This is a genomic window from Mycobacterium tuberculosis H37Rv, from assembly GCF_000195955.2.
Classification (GTDB): Bacteria; Actinomycetota; Actinomycetes; order Mycobacteriales; family Mycobacteriaceae; genus Mycobacterium; species Mycobacterium tuberculosis.
The window spans coordinates 2,386,109-2,402,083 of sequence record NC_000962.3 but is presented as its reverse complement, the minus strand read 5'-3'; the positions used below and the strand labels follow the sequence as shown (position 1 = coordinate 2,402,083).

The following is a 15,975-nucleotide window of genomic DNA, read 5'->3' as shown; positions in this document are numbered from 1 at the left end:
CTAAGAAGTTGTGTCCGAGGGGGGACTTGAACCCCCACGCCCATTAGTAGGGCACTAGCACCTCAAGCTAGCGCGTCTGCCATTCCGCCACTCGGACCAACCAACCACCGGGGCTGGCAGCTAAGGCTATCGGATTGCCCCGCACCGGCCCAACCTAGCTCGGCGACGATGCGCCCCGGGTAACGGGGTGAGGAGGAGCCGGGCAATCAAATCGAGCTCGGCGACGATGCGCCCCGGGTAACGGGGTGAGGAGGAGCCAGGCAATCAGCCCACGTAAGCAAATCCAGCTCGGCGACGACGCGGGCCCGGCGCGCCAGGGGCGATCGGCTCGCCAGGGTTACGAGTGGTAGGAAAGGTGACTGTGACAGATGAGACCGGGGCTTCAAGCGACCACAGCGATGATGTCGCCCAGGTCGTCAGCAGGCTAATCCGGTTCGATACCACCAACAGTGGCGAACCCGGGACCACCAAGGGTGAGGCCGAGTGCGCACGCTGGGTCGCCGAGCAGCTCGCCGAAGTCGGCTACCAACCTGAATACGTTGAATCCGGTGCGCCCGGCCGCGGCAACGTGTTCGCCCGGCTGGCGGGCGCCGATAGTTCTCGCGGCGCGCTGCTGATCCACGGGCATCTCGATGTGGTGCCGGCTGAACCGGCCGAATGGAGTGTGCACCCGTTTTCCGGCGCCATCGAAGACGGCTACGTCTGGGGTCGTGGCGCGGTCGACATGAAGGACATGGTGGGCATGATGATTGTGGTTGCCCGCCACCTTCGTCAGGCCGCTATCGTGCCGCCACGGGATCTGGTGTTCGCGTTCGTTGCCGACGAGGAGCACGGCGGCAAGTACGGGTCGCACTGGCTGGTCGACAATAGGCCCGATCTGTTCGACGGCATCACCGAGGCAATCGGTGAAGTCGGCGGTTTCTCGCTAACCGTGCCCCGGCACGATGGTGGCGAACGTCGCCTGTACCTGATTGAAACCGCCGAGAAGGGCATCCAGTGGATGCGGCTGACGGCACGCGGCCGGGCTGGGCACGGCTCGATGGTGCACGACCAGAACGCGGTCACCGCCGTTTGTGAGGCGGTCGCTCGCCTAGGGCGCCACCAGTTTCCGCTGGTCTGCACTGACACCGTCGCCCAGTTCTTGGCCGTAGTCGGAGAGGAGACCGGACTGGCCTTCGACCTTGACTCGCCGGACCTGGCCGGGACGATCGACAAGCTTGGCCCGATGGCCCGCATGTTGAAGGCAGTGCTACATGACACCGCGAACCCTACGATGCTCAAGGCCGGATACAAGGCCAACGTCGTCCCGGCGACCGCGGAGGCAGTTGTGGACTGCCGCGTGCTTCCGGGTCGCCGGGCGGCGTTCGAGGCCGAAGTCGACGCGCTGATCGGACCCGACGTGACCCGGGAGTGGGTCAGCGATCTGCCATCATATGAGACCACCTTCGACGGTGATCTGGTCGCCGCCATGAACGCCGCGGTGTTGGCGGTCGACCCAGACGGTCGCACGGTGCCGTACATGCTGTCCGGTGGAACGGACGCGAAGGCGTTCGCGCGCTTGGGTATTCGGTGCTTTGGCTTCAGCCCGCTGCGCTTGCCGCCGGACTTGGATTTCACCTCGTTGTTCCACGGCGTCGACGAGCGGGTACCCATCGATGGGTTGCGGTTCGGCACCGAGGTGCTAACGCACTTGCTGACACACTGCTAGTCGAAAACGAGGCTAGTCGCAACGTCGATCACACGAGAGGACTGACCATGACAACTTCACCCGACCCGTATGCCGCGCTGCCCAAGCTGCCGTCCTTCAGCCTGACGTCAACCTCGATCACCGATGGGCAGCCGCTGGCTACACCCCAGGTCAGCGGGATCATGGGTGCGGGCGGGGCGGATGCCAGTCCGCAGCTGAGGTGGTCGGGATTTCCCAGCGAGACCCGCAGCTTCGCGGTAACCGTCTACGACCCTGATGCCCCCACCCTGTCCGGGTTCTGGCACTGGGCGGTGGCCAACCTGCCTGCCAACGTCACCGAGTTGCCCGAGGGTGTCGGCGATGGCCGCGAACTGCCGGGCGGGGCACTGACATTGGTCAACGACGCCGGTATGCGCCGGTATGTGGGTGCGGCGCCGCCTCCCGGTCATGGGGTGCATCGCTACTACGTCGCGGTACACGCGGTGAAGGTCGAAAAGCTCGACCTCCCCGAGGACGCGAGTCCTGCATATCTGGGATTCAACCTGTTCCAGCACGCGATTGCACGAGCGGTCATCTTCGGCACCTACGAGCAGCGTTAGCGCTTTAGCTGGGTTGCCGACGTCTTGCCGAGCCGACCGCTTCGTGCAGCGAGCCGAACCCGCCGTCATGCAGCCTGCGGGCAATGCCTTCATGGATGTCCTTGGCCCACCGTTCCCCGCCGTAGATGAAGCCGGTATAGCCCTGTAGCAGCGATGCGCCCGCTGTGATGCGCTCCCACGCGTCGTCGGCCGTCTCGATCCCGCCCACGCTGATCAGCGCCAATCGATCACCGACCCGGTCATAGAGCCGACGCAGCACCTGGACCGCGCGCTGAGCCAGCGGTGGCCCCGAGATGCCGCCGGGACCCAACCGGTCGACCCCCGGTGTGGTCAGGCCGTCGCGTGACACCGTGGTGTTGGTTGCCACGATGCCGGCCAGGTCTAGCTCGACGGCCAGGTCCGCGATGTCGTCGAGGTCGGAATCGGACAAGTCCGGCGCGATCTTCACCAGCACCGGCGTCGAAGTCTCGGCGCGGACGGCAGACAGGATGGGCCGCAGCGATTCGACCGCCTGCAGATCGCGTAACCCCGGTGTGTTCGGAGAGCTGACGTTGACCACCAGATACGACGCCAGCGGGCCGACCATCCGGGCGCTGGCCCGGTAGTCGTTGACCGCGTCGCCGGCCGGCGTTTTCTTGGTCTTGCCGATATTCACCCCGATCGGGATCTCGGGTCGGTGCCGCGCGAGTCGGATCGCCAGTGCCCGGGCACCGTGATTGTTGAACCCCATCCGGTTCAGCAGGGCGCGGTCGTCGGCCAGCCGGAACAGGCGGGGGGCCGGGTTGCCGGGCTGCGGATGAGCGGTGACGGTGCCGATCTCGGCGTAGCCGAACCCCATCGCACCCCAACTGGATAGTGCGGTGCCGTCCTTGTCGAACCCCGCGGCCAGCCCGAGCGGTGCCGGGAAGCGCACCCCGAACACCGTGCTGGCCAGCACCGGATCCGTCGGGCCCAGCAGTCGGCGCAAGAGCCGGCGCACTGGCGCCACGGCGGCCACGCCGCGCAGCACGGCGAAAACCAACTTGTGCGCGTGCTCGGGTGGGATCAGGAACAACAGCCGACGCACCAGGGGATACATCCGATAGCGGTCTGCGCGCGGGCTGGCCCCGGCCTTCAGAGCCACAGCTGCGGCTGGTCTGGCCGGCGGTTCGCCTCTGCGTCTGCCCAGCGAGATTTCTTGCGGCGCAACAATACCCGCCTGCTGCCGTCGGTATAGAGGCGTACCCGTGCTAGCTCCCAGCCGCGGTATTCGGCCTCGATGGACAGCCGGGTGGACGCGCTGACCCTGGTCACTTCTGGCGGTAGGCGCAATGGCGCCCACTCGTACTCGTCGGACATCTCGGAATCCCAGCCGGTAGGCAACCAGGTCCGCCGCGCCGCGGGTCGGCTGCTCATCGGGTGCCCGCCGCGTGTTCGATGACCTGGACCCCGGCACCGGATCCCGACACCACGTACAAGGTGTCCGACGTTTCGTCGAAGGCCAACGAGTTGGGTTGTTGCACGGTTGGGTAACGCACCTTCTCTACGGGTATTCCGGTGGTCAGATCGTAACCAATGACGGTGTTGGACGCGGTTTGGGACACCCACGCCAATTCGCGGGATCCGGCCAGCCCGTACGGAGCCTGCCGCACCGGGTAGGCCTGGCGCAAGATCAGCGGGTCGACGCCGTACACCAGTAGTTGGCCACCACGGGTGTCGGCGATCAGCACCCGGCCCAGCGGATCGGCGGCCATGGTCGTCGCACCTTGGCCGGCGCGCAGTGCCTGCTGGGCATGACCGTCGGCGCCGATCGTGGTCACCGAGGTCTGGCCACGATCCAGAACAACGGTTGTATTCCCTTGTGTTACAAGGGCATCCACGCGCGCGAAGATCTTGGTCCGGCTGGCTACGGTGGCGGCGCCGGACGCCGGGTCAACTGCGGGGTTCTTGGCAAGCGTGTAGACGGCGCCATCTGCGCTGCCCAGCACCAGCTTGCCGTCGGAGCGGCGGGCGATCGCGGTGAAATCGGTGTGCGCTGCGTCAGCGACATTCACTCGTGCGGTGTGACCGGAGGACAGGTCGGCCACGAAGTAGCCGCCGCGGGCGGCAAGGAAGGCCGTGCCGTGGTCGTCGCTGGTCAACGCGGCTGCCGGGCCCGGCAGAAAAATGACGCGCGGTGCAACGTGCACGTCATCGAAGACCATGATGCTGGCGGGTGCCGCCGAATCGGCGCCCGGGCGCAGAGCCACCAATTGGCGGGTGCCGTTGTCGAATAGTGCCGCCCGGGGGTGGCCGCTCAGTGGTCGCACTGCACCGGCCGGGTCTTGCGAAGTAGGCGGTGACACCGCCGGTTGGGCGGGTTCGATGGTGGGCGGATACCCGGGTGCGAAGTTAGCCAGCGGGTTCGAAGAACAGCCTGCGACCAGGACTGACAACATCAACAGGCCGATGAAGCGGCGTTGAACTGCTGGTTTATTCCCTGTTAGCAACGGTCAGCCTTCGGATGCGAAACATGAAGTCAACCTCTCACGAATCCGAATCTGGCAAGTTGCTTTCAATCTCGTCATGTCGCCCACGGGAAATGGTACTCCAGAGGTATTCTCTGGGCATGACCGTCACCGCTGACCGGCATCTCGCAGACAAGCGCGAAGAGTTTGCTGTTGAAGATATATCGACGGGAATTTTCGCCAGCGGGTATGGGCAAGTCGGCGATGGACGCAGTTTCTCCTTCCACATCGAGCATCGCTCGCTCGTCGTCGAAATCTATCGACCGCGCGTGGCCGGTCCGGTGCCGCAGGCTGAGGATGTGGTCGCGATGGCGGTCCGTGGCCTGGTCGACATTGACCTGACCGACGAACGCAGCCTTGCTGCGGCCGTGCGCGACTCGGTGGCATCCGCGGCGCCGGTGTCGCGTTAGGCGCATCCGTCTACCGGCCGCCGGTAACCGGGTACCGTCGTCGTCGTGACCGCGGCTCCGGCGATGTCTTGGTGGCAAGTCATCGTGTTGGCCGCGGCCCAGGGTTTGACCGAGTTCCTGCCGGTGTCGTCCTCGGGACATCTGGCGATCGTGTCGCGGATCTTCTTCAGCGGCGACGCCGGTGCCTCGTTCACCGCCGTGAGCCAGTTGGGCACCGAGGCCGCCGTAGTGATCTACTTTGCGCGCGATATTGTGCGCATCCTGAGCGCTTGGTTGCACGGCCTGGTCGTGAAGGCACATCGAAACACCGATTATCGGCTGGGCTGGTATGTCATCATCGGCACAATCCCGATCTGCATTCTGGGCCTGTTCTTCAAAGACGACATCCGGTCGGGCGTCCGCAACCTGTGGGTCGTGGTGACCGCGCTGGTGGTGTTTTCCGGGGTGATCGCACTCGCCGAATACGTGGGGCGCCAGAGTCGTCACATTGAGCGGTTGACCTGGCGGGATGCCGTGGTGGTTGGTATTGCCCAAACCCTGGCGCTGGTCCCCGGGGTATCCAGGTCCGGGTCGACCATCAGCGCTGGACTGTTTCTCGGACTCGACCGTGAACTGGCCGCCCGATTCGGATTCCTGCTGGCCATTCCAGCGGTGTTCGCCTCCGGGTTGTTCTCGTTGCCCGACGCATTCCACCCGGTAACCGAGGGCATGAGCGCTACTGGCCCGCAGTTGCTGGTGGCCACCCTGATCGCGTTCGTCCTCGGTCTGACCGCGGTGGCCTGGCTGCTGCGGTTTCTGGTGCGACACAACATGTACTGGTTCGTCGGCTACCGGGTGCTCGTCGGGACGGGCATGCTCGTGCTGCTGGCTACCGGGACGGTAGCCGCGACATGACCGTCATCTTGCTACGCCATGCCCGTTCCACCTCGAACACCGCGGGCGTGCTGGCCGGCCGGTCCGGCGTCGACCTCGACGAGAAGGGGCGCGAGCAGGCCACCGGGTTGATCGATCGAATTGGTGACCTGCCGATCCGGGCGGTCGCGTCTTCTCCAATGCTGCGGTGTCAACGCACCGTCGAACCGCTGGCCGAGGCGCTGTGCCTGGAGCCGCTCATCGATGACCGGTTCTCCGAAGTCGACTACGGCGAATGGACTGGCAGAAAAATCGGTGACCTGGTCGACGAGCCGTTGTGGCGGGTAGTCCAGGCCCACCCCAGCGCGGCGGTGTTTCCCGGCGGTGAGGGTTTGGCGCAGGTGCAGACTCGCGCTGTGGCAGCCGTCCGCGAACACGACCGGCGGCTGGCCGATCAGCACGGCCACGACGTGCTGTGGCTGGCCTGCACCCATGGCGATGTCATCAAGGCGGTGATCGCAGACGCGTTCGGTATGCATCTGGACAGCTTTCAGCGAATCACCGCCGACCCGGGTTCGGTGAGTGTCGTCCGCTACACCCAGCTGCGCCCGTTCGTGCTGCACGTCAACCACACCGGCGCCCGGCTGGCCCCGGCTTTGCAGGCCGCGGCTTCCGCCCAGGGTGCGTCACCGGAGCCGAACGCGGCGGTGCCACCCGGCGACGCGGTGATCGGCGGTTCCACCGACTAGCGTGTGGGGTGACCGTCGACGAAGAACGCGGCAACGGCGTCTGCGCGGTATTTTGGAGGTGCCATGGCCCGCGCAATTCACGTATTCCGCACACCCGACCGTTTCGTCGCCGGGACTGTTGGCCAGCCCGGAAACCGCACGTTCTACCTACAGGCGGTGCACGACTCCCGGGTGGTGTCGGTGGTCCTGGAGAAGCAGCAGGTTGCGGTGCTCGCCGAGCGCATCGGAGCGCTGCTGTTCGAGGTTAACCGCCGGTTCGGCACCCCGGTGCCCCCGGAACCCACTGAGATCGACGACCTCAGCCCCCTGATCATGCCGGTGGATGCCGAGTTTCGGGTCGGGACGATGGGGCTGGGCTGGGATTCGGAGGCGCAGAGCGTGGTGGTCGAACTGCTGGCCGTCACCGACGCGGAGTTCGACGCTTCCGTGGTGCTCGACGACACCGAGGAAGGGCCCGACGCGGTGCGGGTATTTCTGACGCCGGAGTCCGCCCGACAGTTCGCTACTCGGTCCTACCGCGTCATCTCTGCGGGACGCCCGCCGTGCCCGCTCTGCGATGAACCGCTGGATCCCGAGGGACACATCTGTGCGCGCACCAACGGTTACCGGCGCGATGTGCTGCTCGGGTCTGGCGATGACCCTGCGGGATGACGAGCATGCGGTGTTGGCCGACGGCGAGCTGACAGTCCTCGGGCGGATCCGCTCGGCGAGCAACGCCACCTTTTTGTGTGAGTCCACGCTGGGTCTGCGCAGCCTGCATTGCGTCTACAAGCCGGTCTCGGGCGAGCGGCCGTTGTGGGATTTCCCCGACGGAACGCTGGCCGGCCGCGAACTCAGCGCCTATCTGGTGTCGACACAGTTGGGCTGGAACCTGGTGCCGCACACCATCATCCGAGACGGTCCGGCGGGCATAGGCATGCTACAGCTCTGGGTGCAGCAACCCGGCGACGCGGTCGACTCCGACCCTCTGCCCGGGCCCGACCTGGTCGACCTGTTTCCCGCCCACCGGCCGCGGCCGGGCTATCTGCCGGTGCTGCGGGCCTACGACTACGCCGGTGACGAGGTCGTTTTGATGCACGCGGACGACATCCGGTTGCGCCGGATGGCGGTGTTCGACGTGCTTATCAACAACGCCGACCGCAAGGGCGGTCACATCCTGTGCGGCATCGACGGCCAGGTCTACGGGGTCGACCATGGATTGTGTCTGCACGTCGAGAACAAGCTGCGCACCGTGCTGTGGGGTTGGGCCGGCAAGCCGATTGACGACCAAATTCTGCAGGCGGTTGCCGGGCTCGCCGATGCTCTTGGCGGCCCGCTTGCCGAGGCGTTGGCCGGGCGAATCGCCGCAGCCGAAATCGGCGCGCTGCGCCGACGCGCGCAATCGCTGCTGGACCAACCGGTGATGCCCGGGCCGAATGGGCATCGTCCCATTCCCTGGCCGGCGTTTTAGGTCGACGATGTCGAATGCCGCGGCAGGTGTGAGTGGTCGCGGGAACGCACGTGGATGAGTCCCGATCCGCAGGAAGGCGGCCAGGCTCTGCCACGGCAAGCCGACCCGACGGGAGCCGTTGAGTTGTTCCGAAAGCCAGCCAACCGCGGCGCGGTGCCGCGCGGCACGCTCGTCGACGGCATAGAGCAGGAGGTTTGCGTCAATGAGCATTAGCCGCTTGCCGGGCCGTCCAGTGTTTCGATCGCGTCGCCGATGTTGGAGTAGTCGATTCCCTCGCCCATGTCGTACGTCTGCTGCTGGAACCGATTTGCGACCTGTCGTTTCGTGAGCCCGGCACGGATCAACTCGTTGACGGCTTCGCTCAGCCCGATCGAGCGTTCCTTCCGCAAGCGCTGCACGGCAGCGGCAACGTCGTCGGCGAGACTGACCGTGGTTCGCATCCCACTATTGTGCATCAAGATGCGAATTATAGAGCATCATGATGTGAAGCCCCATTGTCAAATGCCTGCGTTCAGCTCGGCGATACTGAAGTGGTGAGCCCTGCCGCACCTGATCTGACGGACGACCTGACTGACGCCGAGCTGGCCGCCGACCTGGCGGCGGACGCGGGAAAGCTGTTGCTCCAGGTGCGTGCGGAGATCGGTTTCGATCAGCCATGGACGCTCGGGGAAGCCGGTGACCGCCAGGCTAACTCGCTGCTGTTGCGACGGCTGCAGGCCGAACGGCCGGGTGACGCAGTGCTCAGTGAGGAGGCCCACGACGATCTGGCCCGGCTGAAATCCGATCGGGTGTGGATTATTGACCCGTTGGATGGCACCCGCGAGTTCTCCACACCGGGTCGCGACGACTGGGCGGTACACATTGCGCTGTGGCGGCGTTCCTCCAATGGCCAGCCCGAGATCACCGACGCCGCGGTGGCGTTGCCGGCCCGTGGCAACGTGGTGTACCGCACCGATACGGTGACTTCCGGCGCCGCGCCGGCCGGCGTTCCTGGCACCTTGCGGATTGCCGTCAGCGCCACCCGGCCACCGGCAGTCCTGCACCGCATCCGCCAGACGCTGGCGATCCAACCGGTGTCGATCGGTTCGGCGGGCGCCAAAGCGATGGCCGTCATTGACGGCTACGTCGACGCCTACCTGCACGCCGGAGGCCAATGGGAGTGGGATTCCGCGGCGCCGGCTGGGGTGATGTTGGCCGCCGGCATGCACGCGTCACGACTCGATGGCTCGCCGCTGCGATACAACCAACTGGACCCCTACCTGCCGGATCTGCTGATGTGTCGAGCCGAGGTGGCGCCGATCCTGCTCGGTGCCATCGCCGACGCGTGGCGCTGATCGGCGCGCGGGCTGCTCAGAAAGGCTGGAGTCACCGGGCCGTTTAGAGTCGAGGACATGCAGTCGTGGTATTGCCCACCGGTTCCGGTGTTGCCGGGACGAGGCCCGCAGCTACGGCTGTACGACAGCGCCGACCGGCAGGTCCGTCCGGTGGCGCCCGGATCTAAGGCCACCATGTACGTCTGCGGGATCACGCCCTACGACGCCACGCATCTGGGCCATGCTGCCACCTATGTGACGTTCGACCTGATCCATCGGCTGTGGCTGGATCTCGGTCATGAATTGCACTATGTCCAGAACATCACCGACATCGACGATCCACTATTTGAGCGCGCGGATCGCGACGGTGTCGACTGGCGTGACCTTGCCCAAGCCGAGGTCGCCCTGTTCTGTGAGGACATGGCGGCGCTGCGGGTGCTACCACCGCAAGACTACGTGGGGGCCACCGAAGCGATTGCTGAAATGGTCGAGCTCATCGAAAAAATGCTGGCGTGCGGGGCGGCCTATGTCATAGACCGGGAAATGGGAGAGTACCAGGACATCTACTTCCGCGCTGACGCCACCCTGCAGTTCGGCTACGAGTCAGGGTATGACCGTGACACCATGCTGCGGCTGTGCGAGGAACGTGGCGGCGATCCGCGGCGCCCCGGCAAGAGCGACGAACTCGACGCGTTGTTGTGGCGGGCCGCGCGGCCCGGTGAGCCCAGCTGGCCGTCCCCGTTCGGGCCTGGCCGGCCAGGCTGGCATGTCGAGTGCGCAGCCATCGCGCTCAGTCGTATCGGAAGCGGCCTCGACATCCAGGGCGGTGGTAGCGATCTGATCTTTCCGCACCACGAGTTCACCGCTGCGCACGCCGAATGTGTCAGCGGCGAACGGCGATTCGCGCGGCACTACGTGCATGCCGGGATGATCGGCTGGGACGGGCACAAGATGTCAAAGAGCCGCGGCAACCTCGTGCTGGTGTCGGCGCTGCGTGCGCAGGACGTTGAGCCATCGGCGGTTCGGCTGGGTTTGCTCGCCGGACACTACCGAGCCGATCGGTTCTGGAGCCAGCAGGTGCTTGACGAGGCGACCGCCCGGCTGCACCGTTGGCGCACCGCAACCGCACTTCCCGCCGGTCCGGCCGCAGTTGACGTTGTCGCTCGGGTGCGCCGCTACCTGGCCGACGATCTCGATACGCCCAAAGCGATTGCCGCACTGGATGGTTGGGTCACCGATGCGGTGGAGTACGGCGGCCACGATGCCGGGGCGCCGAAGTTGGTGGCGACGGCGATCGATGCCCTGCTCGGGGTGGACCTGTAGCCGGCGCGGCGGTACGTTTTCGGCCATGACATCGCTGCAAGGCAAGGTCGTCTTCATTACCGGTGCTGCCCGGGGAATCGGGGCTGAGGTCGCCCGTCGGCTGCACAACAAGGGCGCCAAACTGGTGCTGACCGACCTGAGCAAATCAGAGCTGGCGGTGATGGGCGCCGAACTCGGCGGCGACGACCGCCTACTCACCGTGGTAGCCGACGTGCGCGACCTGCCCGCCATGCAGGCCGCAGCCGAGACGGCCGTCGAACGATTCGGCGGCATCGACGTCGTCGTGGCCAACGCCGGCATCGCCAGCTACGGCTCCGTGCTGAAGGTCGACCCGCAGGCGTTCCGGCGGGTGTTGGACGTCAATTTGCTGGGTAACTTCCACACGGTGCGGGCGACGTTGCCCGCGCTGATCGACCGCCGCGGTTACGTATTGATCGTCTCGTCGCTTGCCGCGTTCGCGGCGCCGCCCGGGATGGCGCCCTACAACATGTCGAAGGCGGGTAACGAGCACTTCGCCAACGCGTTGCGACTCGAGGTCGCACACCTGGGCGTCAGCGTCGGCTCGGCGCACATGTCGTGGATCGACACCGCGTTGGTTCGCGATACCAAGGCCGACCTGCCTGCGTTCGCCGAATTGCTGGCGCGCCTCCCTTGGCCGTTGAACAAGACCACGTCGGTCAACAAGTGTGCGGCCGCATTCGTCAACGGCATTGAGGGCCGAAAAGATCGCGTGTACTGCCCGGGCTGGGTGGCCCTGTTCCGTTGGCTCAAGCCGTTGTTGTCCACCCGGGTAGGCCAACGTCCCATCCGCAACACCGTTGCCAAGCTGATGCCCCAGATGGATGCCGAGGTCGCCGCGCTCGGCCGCTTTGCCAGCGCCTACACCGAATCACTCGAGAATTCCTAGAGGTTCTGTCGCGCTCGATTCAGGACAGGTCGCGGAAGGCGAGTGCGAACCCGATCACTCCGATAATGGCAGCGGCGGCGTAACCGATGATCGACCACCAGCCCATGCGAAAGTACGCGGTCACGGCGACGACGGCCATGGCCAAGAAGACCATTGCCATTCCGTACAGTGGTGGCTTACTGGCGTAACGGTTGCGGATGATCGATTCACCTCTTCGAAGCATCAGTCTCTTGACCTCACGGGCGGGTTGGCGACCGCCGGAAATGGCCCGGTATGACCCAGCCTTTCGCGGGCGACGGCCATGACACGCTTGCGTACCAGGTACCAGCCTGCGGTCAGGGCCGGAATGACAATAATCAGTGTCGCCACCGTCCAGGTGCCGATCGGTTTGTCGGACGCCATCGTAACCAGCACGACAAGCAAGAAGAGCAAGGTGAGGTAGCCGCTGTAGGGGGAGAAGGGCATGCGGAACCGCGGCCGCTGCATGATCCCGGCGTTGGCCAGCTTGTGAAGTCGAAGCTGACACAGCACGATGGTGGCCCAACCCGCGATGATGCCCAGCGCGGACATGTTGAGCACAATCTCGAAGGCTTCACCGGGCTTGAAGGCGTTCAGCGCGACACCGAACAGGGTGATGACCGCGGTCAACACGATCCCGCCGTAGGGCACACCGCTTTTCGACATTCGCGCGGTGAACCTTGGGGCGCTGCCGCTCATCGCGATCGAATGCATGACGCGGCCGGTCGAATACAGCCCCGCGTTCAGGCTCGACAGCGCGGCGGTAAGCACAACGATGTTCATCAAGTCACCGGCACCGTGGAAACCGATTTTGGAAAAGAACGTGACGAACGGGCTCTCGCCGGCCTTGTAGGCGGTATACGGCAGCAACAGCGCTAGCAGGGCCACCGACCCGACATAAAAGATCGCGATGCGAGCGACCACCGAATTGATCGCCCGCGGCATGATCTTCTCCGGCTCGGCGGTCTCCCCGGCCGCCGTCCCTACCAATTCGACTGCTGAGTACGCGAACACCACTCCCGAGGTAACGATCAGCAGCGGCAGCCAGCTTGTCGGGAACAGCCCGCCATGGTTGTTCCACAAGCTCAATCCGGTGCTGTGGCCGTCGACGGGGTATCGCCCGGCCAAAAAAACGGTTCCCACCACTAGGAACGCCATCAGCGCGAGAACCTTGATCAGCGCGGCCCAAAACTCCAGCTCGCCGAACCATTCGACCGAAATCAGGTTCATCGACAACACCACCGTCAAGGCGATCAGGGCAAGAATCCATTGCGGGACCACCGTGAAGATCGTCCAACGCTGCAAGTAGGTGGCGATCGCGGTGGTGTCCACGATCGACGTCATCGCCCAGTGCAGGAAGTACATCCAGCCCACCGCGTAAGCGGCCTTCTCGCCGAAAAATTCACGTGCATACGACACAAACGAGCCTGACGACGGACGGTGCAGCACCAGCTCACCCAGCGCCCGCAGGATCAGGAAGACAAAAACCCCGCACACGCCGTACACCAAGAACAACCCAGGTCCGGCCTTGGCAAGCCGGCCGCCGGCGCCGAGGAACAGGCCGGTCCCAATCGCGCCGCCGATCCCGATCATCTGCAGTTGTCGGGGCTTGAGGCCTTTGTGATAGCCGGCCTCTTCGCCGAAGGCGCCGACACGCTGTGAGGCCGCGCTCAATTCAGGAGTCTCGGGCGGCTTCGTAATGGCGGTCCTATCGTTGTCCTACCGGCGCGGAATTTGCTCTTGCGATCCTCGCCCACTCTAGGGGTGGCGGCAACTCCACCGGAATCGTACCCGCACACACCGCAACGTCGGCTGGCGCCGTCGATGCTGCGGAGAAGATAAGAAAATCATTAGTGCTGCTTCCTAGTGTGGGGTCGCGCGAGTGCGGTCACGGTAGCGTTCGCGCTGTCGCCGCCTACTTAACGGTTCGTTAGGTCCTTGCCGGGCGGCCGTAAACGGTTGGAGACTACATGTCGTTCGTAATCGCGCAACCTTCTTTCTGACCGCGGCCGCCGCAGATGTGGCGGGGATCGGTTCGGCGATCAGCGCGGCCAATGCGCTCGTGGCAGGCCCGACGACGGCGTTGGCGGCCGACCGCCGCCGACGAGGTGTCGATGGCTATCGCGGCGCTGTTCGGCGCGAATGCGCAGGAATACCAACAGATCAGCGCGCAGGCGGCCGCGTATCTCGCGCAGTTTGTCGCGGCCCTAACCTCGGGTGGCGGGTGGTACGCGGCCGCCGAGACCGCCAACGCCACGTTGGCACACGAAGTGCTCAATGCCGTCAATGCGCCCACCCAGGCATTGTTGGCCGGCCGTTGATCGGCGACGGCGCTAACGGCGGGCCGGGCCAGCCCGGTGGGCCGGGTGGATTGCTGTATGGCAATGGCGGGCACGGTGGGGCGGGTGCCGCCGGTCAGGACCGTGGGGCCGGCAACAGTGCGGGATTGATCGGTAACGGCGGGGCCGGCGGCGCCGGTGGCAATGGCGGCATCGGAGGCGCCGGCGCTCCCGGCGGCCTCGGTGGCGACGGCGGGAAAGGTGGGTTCGCCGACGAATTCACTGGGGGCTTTGCCCAAGGTGGCCGCGGTGGCTTCGGCGGCAACGGGAATACCGGAGCCTCTGGCGGCATGGGTGGTGCCGGCGGCGCGGGCGGGGCTGGCGGGGCCGGCGGGCTGCTGATCGGTGACGGCGGGGCTGGCGGTGCCGGCGGCATTGGCGGTGCCGGCGGTGTGGGCGGTGGGGGAGGGGCCGGCGGGACCGGTGGCGGCGGCGTTGCCAGCGCCTTTGGGGGTGGTAACGCCTTCGGTGGCCGCGGCGGTGACGGCGGCGATGGTGGCGATGGTGGCACCGGCGGCGCCGGAGGTGCCCGCGGTGCCGGTGGCGCGGGCGGGGCGGGCGGCTGGCTCAGTGGCCACTCGGGCGCCCACGGCGCCATGGGCAGCGGCGGCGAGGGCGGGGCCGGCGGCGGCGGCGGTGCGCGCGGCGAGGCTGGTGCCGGCGGTGGTACGTCGACAGGCACGAATCCCGGCAAAGCCGGCGCTCCGGGCACTCAGGGTGATTCCGGCGATCCTGGGCCGCCCGGCTGACACCGTCGTCCGCCGCAGCGCAACCTCCCTCTAGCGCCCGAACCCCGGGCGGCGCCGGCGCAGATAGCGCTCGAACTCGGCGGCCAGCGCGTCGCCGTCGATGTTGCCGAGAGCCTCGTTCATGTCCACCGCGGCGTCGCCGTGCTGTTCCAGCGTCTGCACGTACTCGGCCAGCTCGTGATCTTCGGCGATCGTCTCGGTGATCTCGCGCTCCCACGCTTCGGCCTGTGCGGGCAGGTCCGCCAACGGCACCTCGACGTCGAGCACGTCCTCGACCCGGCGCAGCAACGCAATCGTCGCCTTCGGGTTCGGTGGGTGCGACACATAGTGCGGCACCGCCGCCCAAAACGTCACCGCCGGGATGCCGGCCCCCACACAGGCAGATTGGAAGACGCCGGCGATGCCGGTGGGGCCCTCGTAGCGTGTTTCTTGAAGGCCGAACTGCCGCGCCGACGCCGCGGAGTAGGCCGCGCCCGAGACCGGCACCGGCCGGGTGTGTGGGGTGTCGGCCAGCAGCGCCCCCAGGATCACCACGGTGTCCACGTTGAGTTTGTCGATGACCGCCAGCAACTCGTCGCAAAACGTGCGCCAGCGCATATTCGGCTCCACCCCGCACATCAACACCACGTCGCGGTCGCTGCCGGGTGGGCGGCAGTGCGAGATCCGCATGGCCGGCCACTGCAGTTCCCGGGTAACCCCATCGACTTGGCGGATGACCGGCCGATTGACCTGGTAGTCGTAGTAGGCCTCGTCATCGATCTCGACAATCGGCAGTGCTTGCCAGCTGGCCGCCAGGTGTGCCACGGCATCGCCGGCCGCGTCGCCGGCGTCGTTCCAGCCCTCGAACGCAGCCACGACGACGGTGTTGTGCAGTTCGGGCAGCGGTGCGTTGCCCTCCGATGGGGTCACCTGGTCAGCCTACGGCGTCCACCCGGGCGACGATGCGAACCGTGCACGTCGTCTGAGGCGGCCCGGCTAGTAGCGATGGCCACGCTTTGTCGCGCTGAGGTGGGCACGTTGTGTGCCTGCCTCAGCTGAGACTCTTGTGGCAGCTGTGACCGATGCGACGTCGCGGTACCTGGCAGAGCGCTGT

Annotated in this window: 17 protein-coding genes and 1 tRNA gene; 11 read left to right on the top strand and 7 right to left on the bottom strand. The window is 66.1% G+C overall.

What is annotated here, in order from left to right; all coding sequences use genetic code 11:
- Window positions 1-11: 11 nt before the first annotated feature.
- Window positions 12-97, bottom strand: a tRNA-Leu gene (leuU, locus tag Rvnt22).
- A 264-nt stretch (window positions 98-361) separates the two neighbouring features.
- Here leuU and Rv2141c point away from each other — a divergent pair.
- Both Rv2141c and TB18.6 read left to right on the top strand, forming a co-directional pair.
- Window positions 362-1,708, top strand: a complete 1,347-nt coding sequence (locus Rv2141c) for a hypothetical protein (RefSeq protein YP_177864.1) — start codon at window positions 362-364, stop codon at window positions 1,706-1,708.
- A gap of 47 nt (window positions 1,709-1,755) precedes the next feature.
- Window positions 1,756-2,286, top strand: a complete 531-nt coding sequence (gene TB18.6, locus Rv2140c) for a hypothetical protein (RefSeq protein ID NP_216656.1) — start codon at window positions 1,756-1,758, stop codon at window positions 2,284-2,286.
- A 4-nt stretch (window positions 2,287-2,290) separates the two neighbouring features.
- On the opposite strand, the gene pyrD is transcribed toward TB18.6, so the two are convergent.
- Both pyrD and lppL read right to left on the bottom strand, forming a co-directional pair.
- Window positions 2,291-3,364 carry a dihydroorotate dehydrogenase gene (pyrD, locus tag Rv2139; RefSeq protein NP_216655.1) on the bottom strand — a complete coding sequence of 358 codons (1,074 nt, stop codon included), beginning with the start codon at window positions 3,362-3,364 and terminating at the stop codon, window positions 2,291-2,293.
- A 313-nt stretch (window positions 3,365-3,677) separates the two neighbouring features.
- Window positions 3,678-4,754 carry a lipoprotein LppL gene (gene lppL / locus Rv2138; protein NP_216654.1) on the bottom strand — a complete coding sequence of 359 codons (1,077 nt, stop codon included), beginning with the start codon at window positions 4,752-4,754 and terminating at the stop codon, window positions 3,678-3,680.
- Window positions 4,755-4,768: 14 nt separating this feature from the next.
- Here lppL and Rv2137c point away from each other — a divergent pair, with 14 nt between their 5' ends.
- The 5 genes from Rv2137c (at window position 4,769) to Rv2133c (ending at window position 8,233) form a co-directional block, all read left to right on the top strand.
- Window positions 4,769-5,182 (top strand): hypothetical protein, encoded by a 414-nt coding sequence (locus Rv2137c; RefSeq protein ID NP_216653.1) that lies wholly within the window; start codon window positions 4,769-4,771, stop codon window positions 5,180-5,182.
- A gap of 63 nt (window positions 5,183-5,245) precedes the next feature.
- A complete protein-coding gene (locus tag Rv2136c) occupies window positions 5,246-6,076 on the top strand; it encodes an undecaprenyl-diphosphatase (protein NP_216652.1) in 831 nt (276 codons plus the stop codon).
- On the top strand, window positions 6,073-6,783 hold the full coding sequence (locus Rv2135c; RefSeq protein ID NP_216651.1) for a hypothetical protein: 711 nt from the start codon (window positions 6,073-6,075) through the stop codon (window positions 6,781-6,783). The genes Rv2136c and Rv2135c overlap by 4 nt, the downstream gene beginning before the upstream one ends.
- A gap of 63 nt (window positions 6,784-6,846) precedes the next feature.
- Window positions 6,847-7,434: a hypothetical protein gene (locus tag Rv2134c; protein NP_216650.1), complete on the top strand. Its 588-nt coding sequence runs from the start codon at window positions 6,847-6,849 to the stop codon at window positions 7,432-7,434.
- A 10-nt stretch (window positions 7,435-7,444) separates the two neighbouring features.
- Entirely contained in the window at window positions 7,445-8,233 is a 789-nt protein-coding gene (locus tag Rv2133c) for a hypothetical protein (protein NP_216649.1), read from the top strand.
- Window positions 8,234-8,442: 209 nt separating this feature from the next.
- Here the strand turns inward: Rv2133c and Rv2132 are convergent, their stop codons facing one another.
- On the bottom strand, window positions 8,443-8,673 hold the full coding sequence (locus Rv2132; protein ID NP_216648.1) for a hypothetical protein: 231 nt from the start codon (window positions 8,671-8,673) through the stop codon (window positions 8,443-8,445).
- A 90-nt stretch (window positions 8,674-8,763) separates the two neighbouring features.
- On the opposite strand from Rv2132, the gene cysQ reads away from it, so the two are divergent.
- From cysQ to Rv2129c, 3 genes are read left to right on the top strand one after another with little or no spacing between them, the layout of a single operon-like run.
- Entirely contained in the window at window positions 8,764-9,567 is an 804-nt protein-coding gene (gene cysQ, locus Rv2131c) for a 3'(2'),5'-bisphosphate nucleotidase CysQ (protein ID NP_216647.1), read from the top strand.
- Window positions 9,568-9,624: 57 nt separating this feature from the next.
- A complete protein-coding gene (gene mshC / locus Rv2130c) occupies window positions 9,625-10,869 on the top strand; it encodes a cysteine:1D-myo-inosityl 2-amino-2-deoxy--D-glucopyranoside ligase (protein ID NP_216646.1) in 1,245 nt (414 codons plus the stop codon).
- Between the two features lie 25 nt (window positions 10,870-10,894).
- Window positions 10,895-11,776 (top strand): oxidoreductase, encoded by an 882-nt coding sequence (locus Rv2129c; protein ID NP_216645.1) that lies wholly within the window; start codon window positions 10,895-10,897, stop codon window positions 11,774-11,776.
- Window positions 11,777-11,795: 19 nt separating this feature from the next.
- Here Rv2129c and Rv2128 read toward each other — a convergent pair whose 3' ends face one another.
- Both Rv2128 and ansP1 read right to left on the bottom strand, forming a co-directional pair.
- Window positions 11,796-11,999, bottom strand: coding sequence for a transmembrane protein (locus Rv2128; RefSeq protein ID NP_216644.1), 204 nt, complete (start codon window positions 11,997-11,999; stop codon window positions 11,796-11,798).
- The gene (gene ansP1 / locus Rv2127; RefSeq protein YP_177863.1) at window positions 11,999-13,468 is read right to left on the bottom strand and encodes an L-asparagine permease; all 1,470 of its coding nucleotides are present in this window, start codon (window positions 13,466-13,468) and stop codon (window positions 11,999-12,001) included. Before ansP1 ends, Rv2128 begins: the two co-directional genes overlap by 1 nt.
- A gap of 643 nt (window positions 13,469-14,111) precedes the next feature.
- On the opposite strand from ansP1, the gene PE_PGRS37 reads away from it, so the two are divergent.
- A complete protein-coding gene (gene PE_PGRS37, locus Rv2126c) occupies window positions 14,112-14,882 on the top strand; it encodes a PE-PGRS family protein PE_PGRS37 (protein YP_177862.1) in 771 nt (256 codons plus the stop codon).
- Window positions 14,883-14,912: 30 nt separating this feature from the next.
- On the opposite strand, the gene Rv2125 is transcribed toward PE_PGRS37, so the two are convergent.
- Entirely contained in the window at window positions 14,913-15,791 is an 879-nt protein-coding gene (locus Rv2125) for a hypothetical protein (RefSeq protein ID NP_216641.1), read from the bottom strand.
- Between the last annotated feature and the right edge of the window lie 184 nt (window positions 15,792-15,975).